This window comes from Mammaliicoccus sp. L-M44, assembly GCF_022386355.1.
In the GTDB taxonomy this organism is placed as follows: Bacteria; Bacillota; Bacilli; order Staphylococcales; family Staphylococcaceae; genus Mammaliicoccus; species Mammaliicoccus sciuri_A.
Genome location: NZ_JAJNIU010000004.1, coordinates 87,178 through 107,481 on the forward strand (window position 1 = coordinate 87,178; position 20,304 = coordinate 107,481).

General features: G+C 33.0%; 19 protein-coding genes. 3 read left to right on the forward strand and 16 right to left on the reverse strand.

Annotated elements, in window-relative coordinates; translation table 11 throughout:
• Positions 1–56: 56 nt before the first annotated feature.
• Positions 57–470 (forward strand): Rrf2 family transcriptional regulator, encoded by a 414-nt coding sequence (locus tag LQ611_RS03340; RefSeq protein ID WP_025906348.1) that lies wholly within the window; start codon positions 57–59, stop codon positions 468–470.
• Between the two features lie 86 nt (positions 471–556).
• Here LQ611_RS03340 and LQ611_RS03345 read toward each other — a convergent pair whose 3' ends face one another.
• Entirely contained in the window at positions 557–1,210 is a 654-nt protein-coding gene (locus tag LQ611_RS03345; protein ID WP_025906350.1) for a CPBP family intramembrane glutamic endopeptidase, read from the reverse strand.
• A 208-nt stretch (positions 1,211–1,418) separates the two neighbouring features.
• On the opposite strand from LQ611_RS03345, the gene LQ611_RS03350 reads away from it, so the two are divergent.
• Positions 1,419–2,921 (forward strand): glycosyltransferase, encoded by a 1,503-nt coding sequence (locus LQ611_RS03350; protein ID WP_107565432.1) that lies wholly within the window; start codon positions 1,419–1,421, stop codon positions 2,919–2,921.
• Positions 2,922–3,010: 89 nt separating this feature from the next.
• Here LQ611_RS03350 and LQ611_RS03355 read toward each other — a convergent pair whose 3' ends face one another.
• The 12 genes from LQ611_RS03355 to desA all read right to left on the reverse strand — a co-directional run bounded on the left by LQ611_RS03355 (position 3,011) and on the right by desA (position 17,260).
• Positions 3,011–3,466: a DM13 domain-containing protein gene (locus LQ611_RS03355; protein WP_119475256.1), complete on the reverse strand. Its 456-nt coding sequence runs from the start codon at positions 3,464–3,466 to the stop codon at positions 3,011–3,013.
• Positions 3,467–3,558: 92 nt separating this feature from the next.
• Entirely contained in the window at positions 3,559–4,239 is a 681-nt protein-coding gene (gene rpiA / locus LQ611_RS03360) for a ribose-5-phosphate isomerase RpiA (protein ID WP_107565430.1), read from the reverse strand.
• 141 nt (positions 4,240–4,380) lie between these two features.
• On the reverse strand, positions 4,381–5,523 hold the full coding sequence (locus LQ611_RS03365; protein ID WP_025906356.1) for an NADH-dependent flavin oxidoreductase: 1,143 nt from the start codon (positions 5,521–5,523) through the stop codon (positions 4,381–4,383).
• A gap of 272 nt (positions 5,524–5,795) precedes the next feature.
• Positions 5,796–7,154 carry a PTS ascorbate transporter subunit IIC gene (locus LQ611_RS03370; protein WP_025906343.1) on the reverse strand — a complete coding sequence of 453 codons (1,359 nt, stop codon included), beginning with the start codon at positions 7,152–7,154 and terminating at the stop codon, positions 5,796–5,798.
• Between the two features lie 19 nt (positions 7,155–7,173).
• Complete coding sequence (locus tag LQ611_RS03375) at positions 7,174–7,458, reverse strand: PTS sugar transporter subunit IIB (RefSeq protein WP_025906341.1); 285 nt, start codon at positions 7,456–7,458, stop codon at positions 7,174–7,176.
• 1 nt (position 7,459) lies between these two features.
• Entirely contained in the window at positions 7,460–7,900 is a 441-nt protein-coding gene (locus LQ611_RS03380; protein ID WP_107565428.1) for a PTS sugar transporter subunit IIA, read from the reverse strand.
• 2 nt (positions 7,901–7,902) lie between these two features.
• On the reverse strand, positions 7,903–9,846 hold the full coding sequence (locus LQ611_RS03385; protein WP_239709341.1) for a BglG family transcription antiterminator: 1,944 nt from the start codon (positions 9,844–9,846) through the stop codon (positions 7,903–7,905).
• Positions 9,847–10,039: 193 nt separating this feature from the next.
• Entirely contained in the window at positions 10,040–11,494 is a 1,455-nt protein-coding gene (locus LQ611_RS03390; RefSeq protein ID WP_103360900.1) for a glycoside hydrolase family 1 protein, read from the reverse strand.
• A gap of 27 nt (positions 11,495–11,521) precedes the next feature.
• Positions 11,522–12,949 carry a 6-phospho-beta-glucosidase gene (locus tag LQ611_RS03395; protein WP_103360901.1) on the reverse strand — a complete coding sequence of 476 codons (1,428 nt, stop codon included), beginning with the start codon at positions 12,947–12,949 and terminating at the stop codon, positions 11,522–11,524.
• A gap of 13 nt (positions 12,950–12,962) precedes the next feature.
• Complete coding sequence (locus LQ611_RS03400; protein ID WP_239709343.1) at positions 12,963–14,873, reverse strand: beta-glucoside-specific PTS transporter subunit IIABC; 1,911 nt, start codon at positions 14,871–14,873, stop codon at positions 12,963–12,965.
• Positions 14,874–15,061: 188 nt separating this feature from the next.
• Entirely contained in the window at positions 15,062–15,892 is an 831-nt protein-coding gene (licT, locus tag LQ611_RS03405; protein ID WP_142381244.1) for a BglG family transcription antiterminator LicT, read from the reverse strand.
• A 390-nt stretch (positions 15,893–16,282) separates the two neighbouring features.
• The gene (gene desA / locus LQ611_RS03410; RefSeq protein ID WP_233670670.1) at positions 16,283–17,260 is read right to left on the reverse strand and encodes a Delta(5) desaturase DesA; all 978 of its coding nucleotides are present in this window, start codon (positions 17,258–17,260) and stop codon (positions 16,283–16,285) included.
• A 313-nt stretch (positions 17,261–17,573) separates the two neighbouring features.
• Between desA and LQ611_RS03415 the strand changes: the two genes are divergently transcribed.
• Complete coding sequence (locus LQ611_RS03415) at positions 17,574–17,807, forward strand: hypothetical protein (protein WP_103360905.1); 234 nt, start codon at positions 17,574–17,576, stop codon at positions 17,805–17,807.
• 87 nt (positions 17,808–17,894) lie between these two features.
• Here LQ611_RS03415 and LQ611_RS03420 read toward each other — a convergent pair whose 3' ends face one another.
• From LQ611_RS03420 to LQ611_RS03430, 3 genes are all read right to left on the reverse strand, one after another.
• Positions 17,895–18,971, reverse strand: coding sequence for a M42 family metallopeptidase (locus LQ611_RS03420; protein WP_107565422.1), 1,077 nt, complete (start codon positions 18,969–18,971; stop codon positions 17,895–17,897).
• Positions 18,972–19,052: 81 nt separating this feature from the next.
• Positions 19,053–19,712 (reverse strand): AAA family ATPase, encoded by a 660-nt coding sequence (locus tag LQ611_RS03425; RefSeq protein WP_239709344.1) that lies wholly within the window; start codon positions 19,710–19,712, stop codon positions 19,053–19,055.
• Entirely contained in the window at positions 19,702–20,289 is a 588-nt protein-coding gene (locus LQ611_RS03430) for a YdeI/OmpD-associated family protein (RefSeq protein WP_107590535.1), read from the reverse strand. The genes LQ611_RS03425 and LQ611_RS03430 overlap by 11 nt, the downstream gene beginning before the upstream one ends.
• Positions 20,290–20,304 lie beyond the last annotated feature (15 nt).

Consider the following 20,304-nt stretch of genomic DNA (forward strand, 5'->3'; position numbering starts at 1 on the left):
TCGCAATTCTCATCTCTCAAAGTTATAATAAATAAGGAATCTAAGAGGTGAAAAGCGTGAATACACAAATATCAGTAGCAATTCATATATTATCATTACTATCTGTGAACAAAGAACCTATATCTAGTAAATTTATAGCAGGTAGCATTAATAGTAACCCTACACTTGTAAGAAAAATATGTAAATATTTAAGAAATGGTAACTTAATCGAGAGCCAACAAGGTAAATCAGGCTATCGACTTGCTCAATCAGCAGACCAAATTTTATTAGGCGACGTTTATAAACTTATTCAAGATGAAGAGCATTTCGCTAAAATTCATCAAGACACAAATCCAGATTGTATCGTCGGACAAAATATACAGTCTGCATTAGATGATGTTTACACACAAGTAGATCAACAAATTATTGATACACTCAATCAAACATCCATATTAGATTTAACATCTAAAATGACCGAAACTGTACAGTAATTTTAATTATATAGAAAAAGCTGGAGACATCTTTAACAACAAATGGCTCCAGCTTTATTTTTGTTTAAATGAGAAACGCACGATATCTAATTAAAAAACACTAAATATATAAGAATATGTATTAAATTATTTAATCCATGCGCTACTATGGCTACTTCTAATCGATTAGTGTTTAAATAAAGTGCACCAAATAATAATCCTAATCCAAAGTAAATGATAAACTCACCTATACTTGATGGTCCATGTGACAATCCAAATAGTACGCTAGATACGATATATCCTATTAATAGATGTCCTTTAAACATCCCTTTTAGCATGAAACCTCGAAATATAAGTTCTTCAAATATTGGTCCTAGTATTACAAATATAATAATAGATATGTATAGGGGTAATATATTTAAATCTTTATATACTTCCATTTGATTTTGTGGTTGTCCTATAATTGCCGATACAGTCCAATACATAATAAGTGCTATACCTAATGTACGCAATGTATATTTGATATCTTCTTTCTTTAAAGCTTCAATTTTAATGAGTTGTAATTGGAATCTATGTATTAAATAAAGTAACAGAATAAATAATACACACCCTATTAATACAATGAACCAATTGCTTGCTAGCGCAATCGATGTATATGCACCCATGCATATTATAATGAGCAAACACGATTTCAAGGTCACATACTTCGTTTGTTCTTGAAAAATTGGCTCATTATCTTTGAATATCTGTTTCATACTCATTTATTTATCCTCATTTCAATAAATTAACAAATTCTTTTTATAAATAAATGTATTTCATTTATTATAACAAAAATTTCGAAACAATAGCGATTTATACTTTCTTTTAAAACGAACTGTTTGTAAATTTTTAACAAACTACACTAACATTACCACAAAAAATGGCGTATATTATATGTATATAAAATTTTATTTTGTAGGTGATTTCAAAGTGAACTATTTTATAGTGAATAATATCAATCATAAAATAACAGGTATAGAAAAGTCTGTCATGAATAGACTAAAACTATTTAACGATTTCGACTTGGAAGCTAAAATTATCACGTTAGCTTGGAATTCAAGTTTACATAAAAATGCCCATACGTTCGGCGTAAGTAAACAAGTCTTTTCTATGTATGATTTCTTCCAAGAATCCATCAACGTTCAAATTAATACGGTTAGAGACTGGATAGCATTCTGGGAAGATGACCTTAATTATGAGATTAAATATGTTCCTAATACAAACGATTTAAGGGTTTATCAAAATGGTACAAGAATTATATATGCAAGCTTTCGTGATTCAAACTATAAATTATTAGACTATGTTAACTATTTTGATACGAGAAATGTCAAAATGAAACGAGAATATTACGATTCTAGAGGTTTCTTAAGTCGTGTTAGATATATGCGTACGAAAGAAATGCCTGTATGTGATACGTATTTAACACCAAGTGGGAAAATAAAGCTTGAAGTTTATTTCGATCCTTATCAAGAAAAAGAAGTTGTCACACGAATAATGCTCTTTGATTATAACGCTAAAGATTATACATTTGATAATACAAATGAACTGATAGCATTCTTCTATGAACAGTTATACAAAGATGGTGACTTGTTCTTTAGCGATAAGACAGCCATCACTTCTCCACCATTTTTAATCACAGACAAAAAAGTACCGGTTATTTCTGTATTACACAGTACACATGTGAAAAACAACAATGATATTGAAGGTTCAGATATTAAAAATATTTATAACTGTGTATTTGATCATTTAGACCGTTTTTCTGGCATTTTAGTATCTACTGTTCAACAAAAGAAAGATGTAGAGAAACGTATTCAATCGAAAATACCTGTCTTTAATATTCCAGTTGGATATGCTCAACAAAAAGAAGCGAATTTCACACCAGTTGTGCCTCATGGTCCTCTGAAATTAATGTCTATAGCACGATATGCACCTGAGAAACAACTTGATCATCAAATTCGACTCATCAATAAACTGAAAGACGATTTCGATCAAATTGAACTTCATTTATTTGGATTTGGTGGCGAATTGAATAAACTAAAAGAATTAACGGATTCATTAAACTTAGAAAACCATATTAAATTCCGTGGATTTATACCTAACATTACTAATGAGATGCATCATTTTCATGCGAGCATGATTACAAGTAATATGGAAGGATTTTCGTTGGCATTACTGGAATCTTTATCTAATGGATTACCTGCGATCAGTTATGACATCCCTTATGGACCAAGTGAACTGATTGTTAACGGTAAAAATGGTTATCTTGTTCCTAGAAATGATGAAGACAAACTTTATGAAACCGTTAAGTCTTATTTAAGTAATCCTGACCTGCAAAAAACATTCCGAGATACCTGTATGACGGAATCACAAAAATATGCACAAAGTGAAATTATTAAGAAATGGCTTCATTTATTAGGTGAAGTAACATCATAAATTCAAACAAAAACCCCCAATTCATCATTCTGAATTGGGAGTGTAAAATAAACTGTGTAAGTAGAGAACGTACGACTCTACTTCACAGTTTATTTTACACTCCCTAATTTAGCACTACCGAATACAACATGTGCTTTATCACAATAAATTGTCACTTCATTATATTTAGATGTGTCCATGTCTTTTAAATCAAATGTTTGTTCCACCTTATCGTAGTCTACTTTATCAATTTTCATTCCTTTTTTAACATCGCCATCTTTAGTTAAATAAACATGTAAGTCAGGTCCTTTTGATGATTTGAAATCTGTTAACATTAATTTACTATCTTTAATCATTGCTTTACCTTCTACTTTTTCACCATTCATAGATTCAAACATACCAGACATTATCATGTCTTTCATGTTTTCTTTACTCATGTCTTTATCTTTCATTTCAGTTTTCGTATCCATCTTATCGTCTTTATGCATATCATTATTACCACATGCACCTAATAATATAGTTGTTGTTAATGCAAATGCTCCAAATGTTGTTTTAGTTAAGTTCATTTAACACATCTCCTCTTTAGTTGATATGTTAAGTTTATGCCCTATATCATCAATAAACCATTAACTGTTTATTAACTACTATGAACTCATTATTAATTCTCGATTATAACGACACTTTGCGTTTCAGAACGACTCATGAATACTTTGTTCGTCATATTAATAAATAATCCAGTCTCTACAACGCCTATAATAGATATTAAATCTTGATTTAATTGTTCTGGATGATGAATCTCTCCAAACTCACAATCTAATATGTAATGATCGTTGTCTGTCACATATACATTTGAATCTTTCATTCGCAATGTCGCTTGGCAACCTAAACTTTCAATTGCACGTGCTGTGATTTCCCATCCAAAAGGCACAACTTCTACTGGTAGCTTAAACTTACCTAACGTCTTAACGTATTTCGTTTCATCTATAATCACAATAAAATTATCCGTTGCATTCGCAACAATTTTTTCACGTAGTAGCGCACCACCGCCACCTTTAATCAATTGAAGATTTTCATCCACTTCATCAGCACCATCTATAACTAAATCTAAATGGCTCACTTCTGAAAAATCAGTAAGCGGAATTTGATGAATACGCGTTAATTCAGCAGTATCTTCAGATGTTGGTACACCTTTAATTTGAAGGCCATTTTTAACACGTTCACCTAACTTCTCTATTGCATAACGCATAGTTGAACCTGTACCAATTCCTATCGTCATACCATCTTGAATATCATTAACCGCTTCATAAGCAACTTCTCTCTTTAGCTCATTTTGATTCACGTTGTACACCTCATTCAATTTTTCAATTATTGTTTCAAGTTTAACACACCAAAAATATATGTTCAGAGTACAAAAAAGCTGAGGCAATCAAATGCCTCAGCTAATCAAAACTATATATATATATATATATAAAATTATGGATTATTTAGTTTGAGAAGTTTCTTGATCAGTTCTTGGTAATGGGTAGAAACCTGCTACAAACTGTTTCCATAATGGGTCTGGTAAATCATGTTTATCTACTCTTTCAGGATCGAATACAGAAACGATTTCGTCTTCTTTTCCTTGTTCGATTTTTGAAACGAATTGGTAATCAAGTAACAATTCTCTACCAAGTGCAATAAGTGGTGCACCTGTTTCAATTGCTGATAATGCATCGTCAGCAGTAAAGATTGAACCAATTCCTATTAATGGCACACGACCATTTATCCATTCTAATAATAATTTAATACGTTCTTCACCTTTATATTGACCTTCTCTTGTTGTTGAATGAATATCCATTAATGATACATGTAAGTAATCAAGTGGTTTTTCAGATAAAGTCTTAACAAGTTGTTCTGTTAATTCCATAGAAATACCTGGAGATTCTACTTCTTCAGGAGAGAAGCGATAACCTACGATAAAGTCAGGTGTTGCATGTTCACGTACAACTTTAAGTACAGCATCAACAACTGCTAAAGGATATTTAATATGTTCGCCCCACTCATCATCTCTTCTGTTGTAATATGGTGAGAAGAATTGATGAATTAAATAATGGTTCGCACCATGAATTTCAACACCGTCAAAGCCAGCTTCAATTGCTATTTTAGTAGCGTTAGCGAAAGATTCAATAGTATGTTCAATTTCTTCTACAGTTAATGCTCTCGCAACATGTGTTTCTTGTTGTCCGAAGCCTTTCACTTCAACTTCACTAGGAGCAGCCGCTTCACCAGTTGGCGTTAATCCAGGTAATGACATCGCACCACCATGATGGATTTGAATTAAAGCTTTCGCACCATTTTTCTTCATAACTTCAGCTTGTTTCTTAAGCCCAGCAAGATCCGCTTCTTTAGAAACAGAAGGTTGTCCAGGAAAAGCTTGGCCAAGCGGTTCAACATAACTCGCAGCAGTAATAGAAATACCTACATCTTGAGAACGTTTTTCTATATATGGAATTTCAATATCAGAAATCGTACCATCTTCATTTGATGAAACATGTGTTAATGGCGCAAGCACAAATCTATTCTTTACTTCCACACCATTCGGTAATTTTAAAGATTTAAATAAAGGTTCATATTTTTTGTTCATTTTCAATAACTCCTCCTTATGAAATAACACTATACCACCATCAGAAAATAACATGCCAATTAAATGCTTATAGAAATGGTATGAAATAGAATTTTTTGATCAACTCGTGAGTTTATTGAGCCTTTAACTCACATCTTCAGCGATCTTGTGTGTTCACTCCACCTTTAACTCACATCTTCGGCCATCACATATACCTATTAACTCCCAACACACGAAAAAACTGAACTTAATTTAATAAGTTCAGTTTTTCCTATTATATCCTAAGCCTTTTTCTACTTTTCTTCGGATAGTTTTTTATTTGTACGTTGTTGTAATAATACGGCTACTGCTCCAATGATAACGATGATTGCAATAACGCCTGCGATCCCTAAGAATTTCGCGATATAACCGACTACAATTCCGACTGCTAAGAAGTCTGTGTCTGAGAACGTAGTGGATGCTGCGCCTAAATCACCCATGAATGGTAATAGTAATAATGGTAAGAATGTTACTAAGATACCATTTAATGCTGAACCTGCGATTGCACCTTTAATACCACCTCTTGCATTACCGAACACACCTGCTGTTGCACCTAAGAAGAAGTGTGGGACAACGCCTGGTAATATAACGACGCCACCAATTAAGAACATAATAAACATACCGATGACACCTGTAATGAAACTTACAAAGAATCCAATTAATACTGCATTTTGTGCATAAGGAAATACGATAGGACAGTCTAATGCTGGTTTCGTATTTGGTACAAGCTTTTCAGAAATACCTTTAAATGCTGGTACAATTTCAGCTAAGATCAGTCTAACACCTGTTAAAATGATAAACACCCCTGCAGCAAATGTCACACCTTGAATAATAGAGAAGACAATAAAGTTAGTGCCATCACTTAATTCAGAATGAACGAAACTTGGACCTGCAAATAGTGCTGCTATGATATATAGAACAATCATTGTTAGTGAGATACTGATTGTACTTTCTCTTAAGAAACTCAATCCTTTAGGGAAGTTAATATCTTCTGTTGATTTTGATTTCCCAGAAAATAATTTACCGACTTCACCTGCAGCCCAATAACTAACTGTTCCAAAGTGACCAATTGCCACTTGATCAGACCCCGTAATTTTCTTCATTGTAGATTGACCAAGTGCAGGTAATACAGCCATAATCAATCCTAAAATAATAGATCCCATAACAACTGTCATCGTACCTGTAATGTTACCAACAGTTAGAAGAATCGCTAGAAACGCTGCCATGTAAAATGTATGATGCCCTGTTAAGAAAATATATTTCAAGTTCGTAAATCTTGCTATAAATATGTTAACAAGCATACCGAACATCATAATTAATGCTGCTGTTGTACCATAATCTTTCAGCGCAATTGATATAATGGCTTCGTTATTTGGCACGACGCCTTGAACACCAAATGCTTCTTGAAACATTTTTCCAAAAGGTTCTAGTGAATTTGTTACAACGCCTGCTCCAGCACTTAAGACTAGGAAGCCGAGTATCGTTTTAATTGTGCCTGACGTAATGTCTGCTGCTGATTTCTTCTGTACAATTAACCCGATTAACGCGATAAGCGCTACGAGTATAGCTGGTTGACTAAATACATCTACAAAAAATCCTAAAATTGAATTCATGTTGGTGTCTCCCCTTTGCTTATAATATGTTCAATCCTTTTAATTTTTCTTCAAGTTTGTTTTGTAATTCTTCTTTGTCTAAAATATTATCTAACACAACTACTTCACCTAAACGTTGCGCATTCTCTTCTAAGTCTCTTCCACAAATAAATATATCTGCCATATCTGGACTAGCTGTCATAATATCACTGTGTTCTACTTCAATATCAGATGGTGCTTGTAAATTCTTCAAAGCTTCTTGTGCATTCATTTCTACCATGAAACTACTTCCTAAACCGTGTCCGCATACTACTAAAATTTTCATATTAATCATTCTCCTTAAATATATTGATAATTTCTGATTTACTGTTCGCGTCAATCAGTGATTGAACTGTTTCTTTGTCGCTTAAAATAGTTGCTAATTTCCTTAAAATTTCAAGATGTGCTTCGTTATCAATTGCACTTAAAACAAATATTAACGATGCATAATGGCTGTTATCCGAGAAATTAATATGTTCATTTAATTTAAGTAAGCTCAACCCTACTTTATGAACATCATCATTCGGTCTTGCATGTGCAATCGCAATCTCTGGCGCAATAACAATGTATGGACCCATATCATGCACACTTTGAATCATTGAATTGATATAAGCTTGATTAAAATAACCCACTTCCAATAACGGTTGAGCTGCAATTTGAATACCCTCTTCCCAATTGGATACTTTTTCTTTAATTTGAATGTGTTCTTCTTTTATAATCAAGGTCAAATTTAGACACTCTCCTCACTTTGGCTTGCTTTTTTTATGAGTTGTCGTATTACTGCTTTTTCTCCTTTCATTAATTCTGCCCTTGCGTCTTCATCCATAATAATTTGACTCAACTGACCAAGTGCATTCAAATGTATTTGTGGTTGGCTCGTCGCAAGTGTAATCACAACTTTTACAGGATCAAATCGATCATGACCGAAGTCTATGCCATCTTCAAAATGTGTAATAGACATGCTCACTGGTACATTTACATTTTCAAAATTCGAATGAAGTAAAGCTATATTCGGACCAATGACCATATACGGTCCAAATTTATCTAAATGCATCATAATATCGGTACCATATTGAGCATTTACATGGTTTGAATTCACCAACATTGCAACACTCTTTTGGATGGCTTCATTTCTACTTCCAGCTTTCACATGTGTTTCGATATGTTCTTCTGGAATGACATCTTTTAAACTCGGACCGACCGTTTTGAAACTGGATATATATCGTTCTCTATAATCATTAATCATTTCATTGATCTTGTTTCTATCATCTTTATTCAAGAATGGTGATACTTCTATCGTTGGCACTGAAAAACCTTCTACTGGAACGGTCGAAAGTATATAATCTACACCGTGAGATTTAAGAAAACTTTCTGAAATGTCATATATTGAAAAGGCATCTAATATTTCTAACTCTGGGTAAATATTTTTTATTCGGCTTTTCAACAATTGTGATGTCCCAACACCAGAACCACATAATAAGATGACCTTAATATGTGTCGTTTCCTCGTTAGACATGCGTTCTATTGAAGATGCAATATGAAGTGCTAAATATGCAATTTCATCTTCGTTAAATTTAACGTGATAGGCTTCTTCAAATATCCAAACTTGTTGTTTAATCGCTAAAACAACTTCATAATACTCTCTTAATATCTCTTGCTTTAGAGGATTCTCATGTTGCATATTGAACGACATGCGATGAATTGCCGGTTGTAAATGTGTGACAAGTCCGGTTATCAATTTATGATCATGCATAAGCGGAACACCTATTTGAGCACTGACTTTTTGGATAAATAATTTAGATAGTTCCGTAATATTCTGTTGTGATTGTTCTTGATGATACTTGTTTACACGTGCACCTAATAAATGCAAAGTTATAAATGCCGCTTCACTTTTAGGAAATACGATATCAAATAACTTTTCTAACTCAGCAGTCATTTGAATGGCAATTTGAAATGCCTCTGTCTTACGCAGCCGCTCATACTCTTCATCAGGGATTTCAAATACAAATTCTGCTTTGGCACGATGAATCGCAATAATAATGTGATATATTAAGCCATCAATACCAACTTGAACTAATTGAAAATCTTGATTATTAATGGTCGTAATCACAGCTCGTCGTATTTTCTCAAGCTCTTCTTTCGAGAATACTTCAATACCAATTTGTGCAGTAGATTTCTTAAAGTATTCATTCACCACATGCGCATACGCTTCTCTGAGTTGCTTTTCATTACCTTCAATTACAAAGCCTTTATTCTTTTTATATTCCAGCATAAGCCCGTATGTTTCTAACCAAGCTTGAACACTTTTCAAATCATCTACAACTGTTCGTCGTGATACATTTAACAAATCTGCTAAACTTTGAGAACTGATTCGATGTGTAGATTCAAATAATCTTAGAATAATCTGTTCTTTTCTTTCATTCTTGGAATAATGAATATCTAACTCAACATCAGATGATGCCATGTAGCTTTCTTTATGTGATAATTTGACGCCTAAACTTTTATTTCTTTCAACATCAATATTCAATTTGTCTTTAAACGATTCGATATACTCTAAATCATATTGAATCGTACGTTCACTCACTTGAAATAAAGATGTTAATTCAGAAATCGTGACGAAGTTGTTCTCAGATGATAAATAAGACAATATATTTCTCTGTCGTTTACTCAGCAATCAAATAACCTCCCTGTATTTATTGTAAGCGTTTACTGATTGTTATAGATGTGTAATCTACTTCGTTATATAATCCGAAACATTTCACATCAATGCAACTGATTGCATTATTGCATAAAAAATCCGCATAATCTGATTGTGGTCAGATTATGCGGATATTCATTAAATCAGCTATAAAGTTGTACATACAATGCTATAATTGCGCGCCGTTTGTTGAGATAACGCCTTTATACCAGTCGAAAGAATCTTTTTTAGACCTATTGCCTGTTCCGTTACCATCGTCATCTTTATCGACATATATAAATCCGTAACGTTTACTCATCTCACTTGTAGACATAGATACTAAATCGATTGGGCCCCATGCTAAGTAGCCTATTAAATCTACACCGTCTTGTACGGCTTTTTTCATTTCTTGTATATGTTTTTGTAAATAATCTATTCTATAAGTATCGTGAATGCTTCCGTCTTCTTCTACGACGTCTTTCGCACCTAATCCATTTTCTACGATGAATAATGGTTTATGATATCTATCCCAAAATTCATTTAGCACGATACGGAGTCCTATTGGATCTATTTGCCAACCCCAATCTGATGCTTCCAAGTATGGATTTTTCAAACTATTCATCAAGTTGCCTTCTGTTACTTCTCCTTCTTCACTGTTTGCGGATAATAACGACATATAATAACTAAATGAAATATAATCTACTGTATATGCTTTAAGAGTTTCTAAGTCACCGTCTTCAATATTTAATGAAAAATCATTTTCTTTTAAAAATTGTTTATAGTAGTTTGGATATTCTCCTAACGCATGAACATCTGTATAAAGTAGATTCATTTGATCTTCTTGCATAGCTTTTAGTACATCTTCTGGATTACATGTATATGGATAATGTTTCATTCTCGCTAACATACAACCAATTTGTGCATCTGCATCAATTTCTCTAAGTGCTTTTGTTGCTAAACTAGATGCTAATAATTGATGATGTAACGCTTGATATGATGCTTCTGTCGGATTCTCTAACTTATCTGAAATGATACCGCCACCTGTAAATGGTGAAATATTAATAATATTGATTTCGTTAAATGTCATCCAATATTTCACTAAACCTTTATATCGATTAAACACAGTTTTAACATAATGTTCAAAATGTCCAACCACTGCGCGATCTACCCATCCATTATATCGCTCTGTTAAACCATATGGCGTTTCATAGTGACTCAAAGTGACAACAGGTTCGATATTATATGATTTTAATGTTTTGAACACATTCTCATAAAATGCTAATCCCGCTTCATTTGGTTCTTCTTCATATCCTTTAGGGAAAATTCTAGACCAATGAATAGATAGTCTAAATGCTTTAAATCCCATTTCAGCTAATAATTTAATATCCTCTTCATAACGATGATAAAAATCAATACCTTCTCTTTTAGGGAATCGACCGGTATGTTCACCACTCAACACTTTCTGAATATGTTCAGTTGTCACTTCCATATGATTATCTTTCGTTCTTTGATCTTTCGGAATATATTCTACAAAGTCCGCGCTTGATAAACCTTTACCATCTTCATCAAATGCACCTTCTATTTGATTGGCTGCCGTTGCGCCACCCCATAAAAAGCCTTCTTTAAACCCAGTGTTCGTCTCCATATTCATTACTCCTTTAATAGTTGAAATTTAATAGCTTAAGTCTTCACCATTTGTTTGGATCACTTTTTGATACCAATAGAATGAATCTTTAGGTGTACGGTCTAAAGTACCGTTACCTCGATTATCACGATCAACATAGATAAAGCCATAACGTTTCTTCATTTCTCCGCTTCCAGCTGAAACAAGATCAATACAACCCCAAGACGTATAACCTAATAATTCAACACCATCTTTAACCGCTTCAATCATCTGGTCTAAATGTTCACTTAAATATTTAATTCGATATTCATCATGAATCTTACCGTCTTCAGTTACTTCATCTTTCGCACCAAGTCCATTTTCTACAATAAATAATGGCTTTTGGTAGCGATCATAAATTTGATTCATTGTAACGCGTAAACCTACTGGGTCAATTTGCCAACCCCAATCAGAAGCTTCTAAGTAAGGATTCTTTAATGATGCAAATGCGTTGCCGGCACCTTTTTGTTTATTAACTTCTTCATCGCCACTTTCTAATCTGCTTGAATAGTACGAGAATGAAATAAAATCGACAGTATGTGCTTTTAATATTTCTGCATCGCCTTGTTCTTGTTGAATCTCTACACCTAATTCTTCAAACATGCGTTTACTATAACTTGGATATTCACCTCTTGATTGCACATCAATAAAGATATATTGTTCTCTATTTTTCTGAAGTGCTGCTAACATATCTTGAGGATGACAAGTATTTGGATAAACTTCTCCAGCAGCTAACATACAACCAATTTGGAAATCTGGATTAATTTCTTTACCGACTTTAGTAGCAAGACTTGAACCAACTAATAAATGATGTGCAGCCTGATATTTAATTTGTTCAGCATTAGCTTCATCTTCAATAATGAGCCCACCACCAATATAAGGTATGTGTAAAATCATGTTGATTTCGTTATGTGTTAACCAATATTTCACTTTATCTTTGTAACGGTCAAATACAACTCGACTGTAGTTCACAAAGAAATCAATCGTTTTTCTGTTATACCAGCCACCGTATTCTTGAGCTAAATAAAGTGGTGTATCAAAATGATTTAATGTTACTAAAGGTTCAATGTCGTAAGCTTTTAAAGTGTCGAACACTTTATCATAAAAAGCTAAGCCTTGTTCATTTGGTTCAGCTTCGTCACCTTTCGGGAAAATTCTTGGCCATGAAATAGACATTCTCAACACTTTATAGCCCATTTCTGCAAATAGTTTAATATCTTCTTCATAACGATGATAAAAATCAATCGATTCATGACTTGGGTAGTAATCAAATGTTCCTTTTAAACCTTTAGCTGGATTGAATAATGGAATTTGTCTTTCTTCTCCTGCTGGTAGAACATCCACTAAACTTAATCCTTTACCATCTACATCATATGCACCTTCACATTGATTGGCTGCTACTGCGCCACCCCATAAGAAATCTTTACTTAAACTCATTTCAAATCCTCCTCTATAAAATAACCGTTAATATATGTTTACCTGATTCAATCGTTTGATGATCTTCAAGAACGACATCTTTTGCTAAATTTGAATTTGTGACAACAACTGGAATTACTGTATCGTATCCTTCTTGCTTAATTGCTTCTCTATCGAATTCAATTAAAGGTTGTCCGATTTCAACTGTTTCTCCTTGTGATACAAGCGGCTTGAAATACTTGCCTTCTAATTTAACTGTATCAATACCAATATGAATCAATACTTCAGCACCGTTGTCTGATTTTAATCCAATTGCATGACCAGTCGGGAATAAACTTTCGACAACACCATTAAATGGTGCCACAACAACATTGCTATCCGGTTCAATCGCAATACCTTTACCCATTGCTAAAGATGAAAAGACAGGATCTTGAATCGTTGTTAAATCTACAATATTACCTGATACTGGTGATTCTACTAATACATCATTTACGACTGCTTCTTGTGCAGTTTCTCCAGCGTCAGCACCTTTATCGATTGTTGCTTCTTTCTTATCACTATGCGTTAAATAACCGACAATTAAACCAAGTATCACTGCTGAACCCGTTGCGATTAATGACATCCAGAATGCCATATCTAAACCTGCTTTGCCTATAAATGTTGTATATCCGAAAATACCAAGTCCACCCATAAAGAACATTTTCGTACCTGCCCAACCGATCATAGCGCCAGTTATACCTGCCACTATACAGCTATAAATAAATGGTTTCTTTCTAGGTAAAGTAATACCATAAATAGCAGGCTCTGTTACGCCAAAGATACCTGACACAAATGCTGGAATACTTAAAGATTTAAGTTGTTTATTCTTTGTTCTAAAGAAAATACCTAACACAATACCTGTTTGAGCAAATGAAGCTGCAAATGTTAAAGGTATAATAATATCGAAACCTGATGTTGAAATATTATTAATGGCAATGGCTACTAGTCCCCAATGTAAACCGAAGATAACAAGGACTTGCCAGAATGCACCTAACAATAATCCAGCAAATAATGGGCTAAAGTTATATAAACCTATTGCACCTGCACCAATTAAATTGGCTGCCCATGAAGAGATAGGTCCAATAATTAAGAACGTTAATGGCACAATAACAATTAATGTAAAGAATGGTACTAAGAACGTCTTCACGACATCTGGTATAACTTTCTTCAAGAATTTCTCTAATTTAGATGCGAAGAATACTGAGAACACAATTGGAATAACACTTTGTGTATAAGTCATTGATATGACTGGGATGCCTAAAAATGTTAAAGCACTTTCTGATTCAAAGAATGTGCCACTAAAGAGCATCGTTGCATTTTCATTACCTAACGCCATCGCACTTACAAGTGTTGGATAAACAAGTGCTGCACCTAATGCCATACCAATAAACTGATTAGAGCCAAATTTTTTCGCTGCTGTTAAACCTAAGAATATTGGGAAGAAGTAGAATAATGCATCACCAATTGCATGCATGATTTGATATGTTCCCGACTTTTCAGTAAGCCAACCAATTGCTAAAAATAGTGCTGCAAAACCTTTAATCATCCCCGCTGCAGCTAACACGCCTAAAATTGGTTGGAATATACCTGAAATCAAATCAATAAAGCGATTAAATAGTGATCCGTTGCTTGATGAACTACCACTAGAAGCACCATCACTCATATTTGCTTCTTTACGAACTGCATCATATACATCTGGAACGTGATTACCAATTACAACTTGATATTGGCCACCCGATTCCATGACCGTCACAATACCTTCTTTATTCTTTAAATATTCTGTATCAGCTTTCCCCGTATCTTTCAGCTGAAATCTTAATCTTGTAATACAATGTGTTAAAGAATTGATATTTTCTTTACCACCGACTTTCTCTACGATATCTTTTGCTAACGCTTCATACTTCATTTAAATCCCTCCATTTTCATAGAAAAAAACCCAGAATAATACATACGAATCCCAATGTTCGTTATGCATTACTCTGGGTTTTGCCTACTTAAAGTTACAATCCCAAACAGCAATTTGACTTGCCGTTTAAAGTAATTGTTTATTAATTTAAATTTATTATAACGCTTACATTTTATTTGTCAACGCTTTCATGAAGATTTTAATAATCGAGCAATATGTAAAATAAGATAAACCCTTTCGTCATTAGATAAATCGTGATTATAATTTCTTTTTAGAAAATCACCAATTTTATCGACACAACGGTTGGATTCGCTATATTTTCTCTGTAAAGATGCCAATAAAGATATATCCATCACTTCTTCTAAACTTTCAGAATTAATTAATCGTTGACTGAAGAATTTTAAATGTGTAATAAAACGCGCGTAACTTAATTCTTCTTCAGAAACATCTAAATTAAAGTGATATCTTACAAGATTTACAATACTCTGGGTGATTTTTGTAATTTCATAAACGTTTGAGATAGACTCGTTCATATTCGCGTTTACGATATGCATCGCGATAAAGCCAGCTTCGTCTTTAGGCATATCGAGATTAAAATGTTTAGCTACTCTATCAATACCGAACAAACCAATTTTATATTCATCTGGATATAATCGCTTAATTTCATAAAGCAATGGATTATTAATAACTGTCCCTTCTTTATGACGTTTAATTGCATAATTAATATGATCCGTTAACGCTATGTAAATAGATTCAGACAATGGTTCCTTATAAAGTTTATTTGCTTCAACAATAATTTCCTGAGAAATGAGTAACACATCATCATCTAATTCTTTAATTAAAGTAAGCATTCTCTCTTGTTCATCACTCGTCATTCTAAAAATCTTATCAATTTTATCTTTCTCAATCGCCTGGCCATTCTTCTTCCCAAAAGCAATACCAGCCCCCATAACAATGCGCTCTTCCCCATTAATCTTAGAAATCACAACATTGTTATTTAAGATTTTCGTAATCTTCACGACATTCACCCTTCCAATAAATGTACTGACTTTTCAATTAATTATCATTATAGCAAGAATTAAAAATAATGAAATAATTTATATAGTTGTTTTAATTCATTTCTTATATTTTTGGTGAGTCTTTGCCTGGGGATTATATAAGGTCATATGGGGGCGTTGTGAACACTTTCGACCAAACTTGTTCGTAACAGGGGTGTTAGTTACAAAAGTCGGCTGAAGTGTCACTATGAGCAGCCTTAATTACAAAACTACTGAGAATTGTAATTACTGAGATCCTTATTTGCACTTCTTACCAAAATTGCTAATAACGGCACTAGTATTTGCACTTCTCACCAAACTTGCTAATAAAAAAACGGGACATACTCAATGTCCCGTTTCAAATCATTACTTTTACGCATGTGTTCTCTTAAATCTTAAAGTATATTCTTTAAAAGTAATGAAGCATTTATTTTTCTCGTCATATAATTTATATTTCAGTGATTCTAAACTCTCTTTAATTGTTATGGTTGTTGCGTGATGTAATGGTGGTGTCTTTTCGTGTGCTTGTTCTAATTGATAGTTTGGAATTCTTGGACTTAAATGATGAACATGATGGTAGCCAATGTTCCCTGTCATCCATTGAAATACTTTTGGTAATTTATAATATGAACTGCCTTCTATAGCGGCTTTTACATAATCCCACTCTGATGATTCTTCGAAATATGAATCTTCAAATGTATGTTGAATATAAAATAACCAAATACCTAACATACCTGCAATGAACAGCATTGGTAGAAATACAAGTACAAATGGAACTGCACCTACAATAAAGAAAATACCGACATAAAAAACTAGCAAGATTATATTATGCAACCAAGTGTTACGTTTTTCTTTAGCTTTCGCATCTTTAGCATTCATTCTGTTTGAAATAAACATAAGGAATATTGGTCCTAAAATAAACATCACAAACGGATGTCTATACATTCTATATTTAAATTGAGTGAACTTTGAAGCTTCATGATATTCTTCAATAGTCATAACCCAAATATCACCAATACCACGCTTTTCTAAATTCCCGCTACTCGTATGATGTATAATATGCTCTCTTCTCCATTTTTCATATGGGAAGAATGTTAATAACCCAGTTATATTTCCTAACAAATCATTGTTCTTTTTCTTACTCAAAAATGATCCGTGGCAACAATCGTGAAAAATGATAAATGTTCTAATAATAAAACCAGATGCCAATACACCACATAGGACCGATAATGACCAATGTAATTGATAACTTACCAGGCCAACAACAATAAGCACAATTAATGGGATGATTGTGTTTATAATTTGAATTGTACTTTTCTTTAAATTGTTATTTTCAAATGGTTTAACCATTTTTCGAAGTAACCTTTTCTTTTCTTTTTCGATGATTTACACTTCCTTTTTATTCAATAAATATAAAAAAAGAATCACTTGAATGAATCAAGTACTTCCATCTCTATTAATCATGATATAGCATATTTACAAGCTTTACAAACAAAAAATAAACCCAATAAAACGATTACTATACTACTAAAATTTATTTTATTATAATAACAAATTATAACTTGGTCATAACAGTTGATATACATACTATATTCATCATCGGATACATATACAAAATGATACAATAATAGTATAATACTTTATATTTTATGGAGGTGTTTATGTGAAACTAATCGAAAATAAACATAGCAACAACACATCTAAACATATAAATAAACAATTACAAATACAACCAAAAGAAGTATTAGAAGACAAAGATACTAGAAAATCTCTTGTACTCGAAAAAAAGAAATCTATATCTGATTTGACAATCGAAAATATCTTTGAAAATTACAATGAAAAACCTGAAAATACATTACTAGTATCTTTTGAAAGTATAGGCAATGAAAAATGGTAAAATAATAATCAATCTAAATATTAAAAAGTACCAAGAAAGCGATTATGCGTTTCTTGGTACTTTTTTTAAATCATTCTTTAAGATTTCTTACCACATAATATTTTTAACTGTTTCATCGTTTAATGCTTTTACGATTTCAGCTACTAATTTTACTGCGTTTAAGTAGTCTTCTTTATGAAGGATTGATACATTTGAGTGCATATAACGTAATGGAACGCCGATTGAGATTGTTGGTGTACCTTCATTTGCTACGTGAATACTACCTGCATCTGTTCCGCCACCTGTTATGTTATCCCATTGCACATCAATGCCTTTTTCTTTTGCTACGTTTTTGATGAATTTTCTAAATCCAACGTGACCGATATTCGTACCATCCATTAACAATACAAGTGGTCCGTTACCTAATTTCGTTTCGTGATCTTGCCCTTTCATACCTGGTGTATCATAAGCAATACCTACATCCACTGCGATAGATAAATCTGGCTTAATTTTGTTTGCAGCAACTTTCGCACCACGTAAACCAACTTCTTCTTGTACAGTTGCACCTGAAACTAAGTTAATACCGAGGTCATCGTTTTTAAGTTCATTTAATACATCAACACTTAACGCACAACCGAATCTGTTGTCGAATGCTTTTGCTGTTAAGTAGTTTCCGTCACCTAAAGTTTCAAACTCAGAATAAGGTGTCACCATATTGCCGATTTCAATACCTAGACCTTCAACCGCTTCTTTATTATCAACACCTATATCAATAAACATCTCTTTAACGTCGACAGGTTTTTTACGTTCTTCTGGACTTAACACGTGAGGAGGTTTAGAACCAATAATACCTCTGATTTCTTTACCTTCATCTGTTGTAATGGTTACTTTTTGTGAAAGCATAACTTGGTTCCACCATCCACCAATTGTTGTGAATTTAATGTAACCATCATCATCGATACGCGTAACCATAAATCCTATTTCATCTAAGTGACCCGCTATTAAAATTGTTTTAGAACCATTTTTAGCGTTCTTTTTCCCGAAAATACCACCTAGGTTATCTTCAATAATTTCATCACTTACAGGTTCTAAGTATTCTTTCATTTTAGCTTTAACATTATACTCAAATCCCGAAATACCATTAATATCTGTAAGTGTTTTTAATAATTTTACTGAATCTGCCACAAAAAATCCCCCTTAAAATTAATTAACACTTTTACTATATCATTCTATTTCCAAAATGTATCAAACTAAGGTTTAATTTAATTAATTTTTCAGTATTTTAAACAAATCATTTGAATGATCAATGACAATATCAAAATTTTCAAGAAGAGGATGCATAAATAATTCATATTGAATACGTCTTTCATCTTGAGATGCCTTTAAAAACTCTATATCTATTCCTCTTACACGAACATCACGGTCAAATCTTCTTTTCAGCTCAGTTTCATTGTCCGTATAAATGTAGATAGATAAATCAACCCATTTGGAATCTATAAATGTAGTAGTCATACCTTCTAAGATTGTTACTTTCTTTGTGGCATCTAAACGTTCAGATTGTTGCCACGGTGTTTCAATAGTCATGATATCTATACCATTTCGTAACGCACGAATATCCCGTTCTAGAATATCTACATTATGCGCTTCAGGCATACAAGCCGTTACTTTCGCTTCATGCTCTATACAGTTATACATATATTTCGCCTTTGTATGTTTTCTTAAATTCGAATTAACTATATAAGTATCTGTGCTGATCAAGTTATATTCTTTAGGATCTAGACTTTTTATTAATTCCTGACAAAATGTACTTTTTCCTGAACCACCATGTCCACCAATTCTAATCATGATTTGATGGTTAGAACGCTTTATAAATTCCACGACTTCTTCAATCACAGCATTCATATTCTCACTACCCTCACTCATCATTTAGCCCTTTGCCTTCCAATATATGTTCAATATATTTTTCTACTCGACTAACGCGTGTTGCTGGGCGCTTTGCTTGGCTAATATAGTAAATGTATTGGCGTTGTCTTCCTGGCGTCAAATTATAGAAAGCTTCTTTTAAGTTACTATTTTGATCAAGTTGTTCTTGTAGTTCAACTGGCATTTCGTATTCTTCTGTTTTCTTTAATTCTACTTTAGCCCCTGATTTTTCAAGCTCAATTGCTTCTTCAACATATGCTTTAATAATATCTCGTTGTTCTTTGATTTGATCTACATTTGTGAATCTCAATTGTCTTGCGGCTTGAACATTTTTCGTTTGTTGAATGAGTAATTTTTCAGGATCTTTAAGTAATGAACCTTTATGAAATAAAAGTGCACAATATTCTTTAAATCCATGTATCAATACAACATTCTTATCTTTCAATGTATAACATGGATGCATCCATTTATAATCTTCTTCTAAATCACATTCACGTATAATTTCTCTTAATAGTTCAAATTCATCTTTCCACTTTTTTTCACGTTGCATAAAAGCTTCTACTTTAAGATTATTCTCCATTACTTCACTCCTCAA

What these genes read in the sequence shown, in the direction of transcription:
- LQ611_RS03395 (WP_103360901.1), bottom strand. Translation starts at nt 12,949, where the DNA reads ATGAGTTTAAGTAAAGATTTCTTATGGGGTGGCGCAGTAGCAGCCAAT.
- LQ611_RS03400 (WP_239709343.1), bottom strand. Translation starts at nt 14,873, where the DNA reads ATGAAGTATGAAGCGTTAGCAAAAGATATCGTAGAGAAAGTCGGTGGT.
- LQ611_RS03425 (WP_239709344.1), bottom strand. Translation starts at nt 19,712, where the DNA reads ATGATGAGTGAGGGTAGTGAGAATATGAATGCTGTGATTGAAGAAGTC.
- LQ611_RS03390 (WP_103360900.1), bottom strand. Translation starts at nt 11,494, where the DNA reads ATGGAGACGAACACTGGGTTTAAAGAAGGCTTTTTATGGGGTGGCGCA.
- desA (WP_233670670.1), bottom strand. Translation starts at nt 17,260, where the DNA reads ATGGTTAAACCATTTGAAAATAACAATTTAAAGAAAAGTACAATTCAA.
- LQ611_RS03370 (WP_025906343.1), bottom strand. Translation starts at nt 7,154, where the DNA reads ATGAATTCAATTTTAGGATTTTTTGTAGATGTATTTAGTCAACCAGCT.
- LQ611_RS03355 (WP_119475256.1), bottom strand. Translation starts at nt 3,466, where the DNA reads ATGAACTTAACTAAAACAACATTTGGAGCATTTGCATTAACAACAACT.
- LQ611_RS03345 (WP_025906350.1), bottom strand. Translation starts at nt 1,210, where the DNA reads ATGAGTATGAAACAGATATTCAAAGATAATGAGCCAATTTTTCAAGAA.
- LQ611_RS03430 (WP_107590535.1), bottom strand. Translation starts at nt 20,289, where the DNA reads ATGGAGAATAATCTTAAAGTAGAAGCTTTTATGCAACGTGAAAAAAAG.
- LQ611_RS03365 (WP_025906356.1), bottom strand. Translation starts at nt 5,523, where the DNA reads ATGAACAAAAAATATGAACCTTTATTTAAATCTTTAAAATTACCGAAT.
- LQ611_RS03375 (WP_025906341.1), bottom strand. Translation starts at nt 7,458, where the DNA reads ATGAAAATTTTAGTAGTATGCGGACACGGTTTAGGAAGTAGTTTCATG.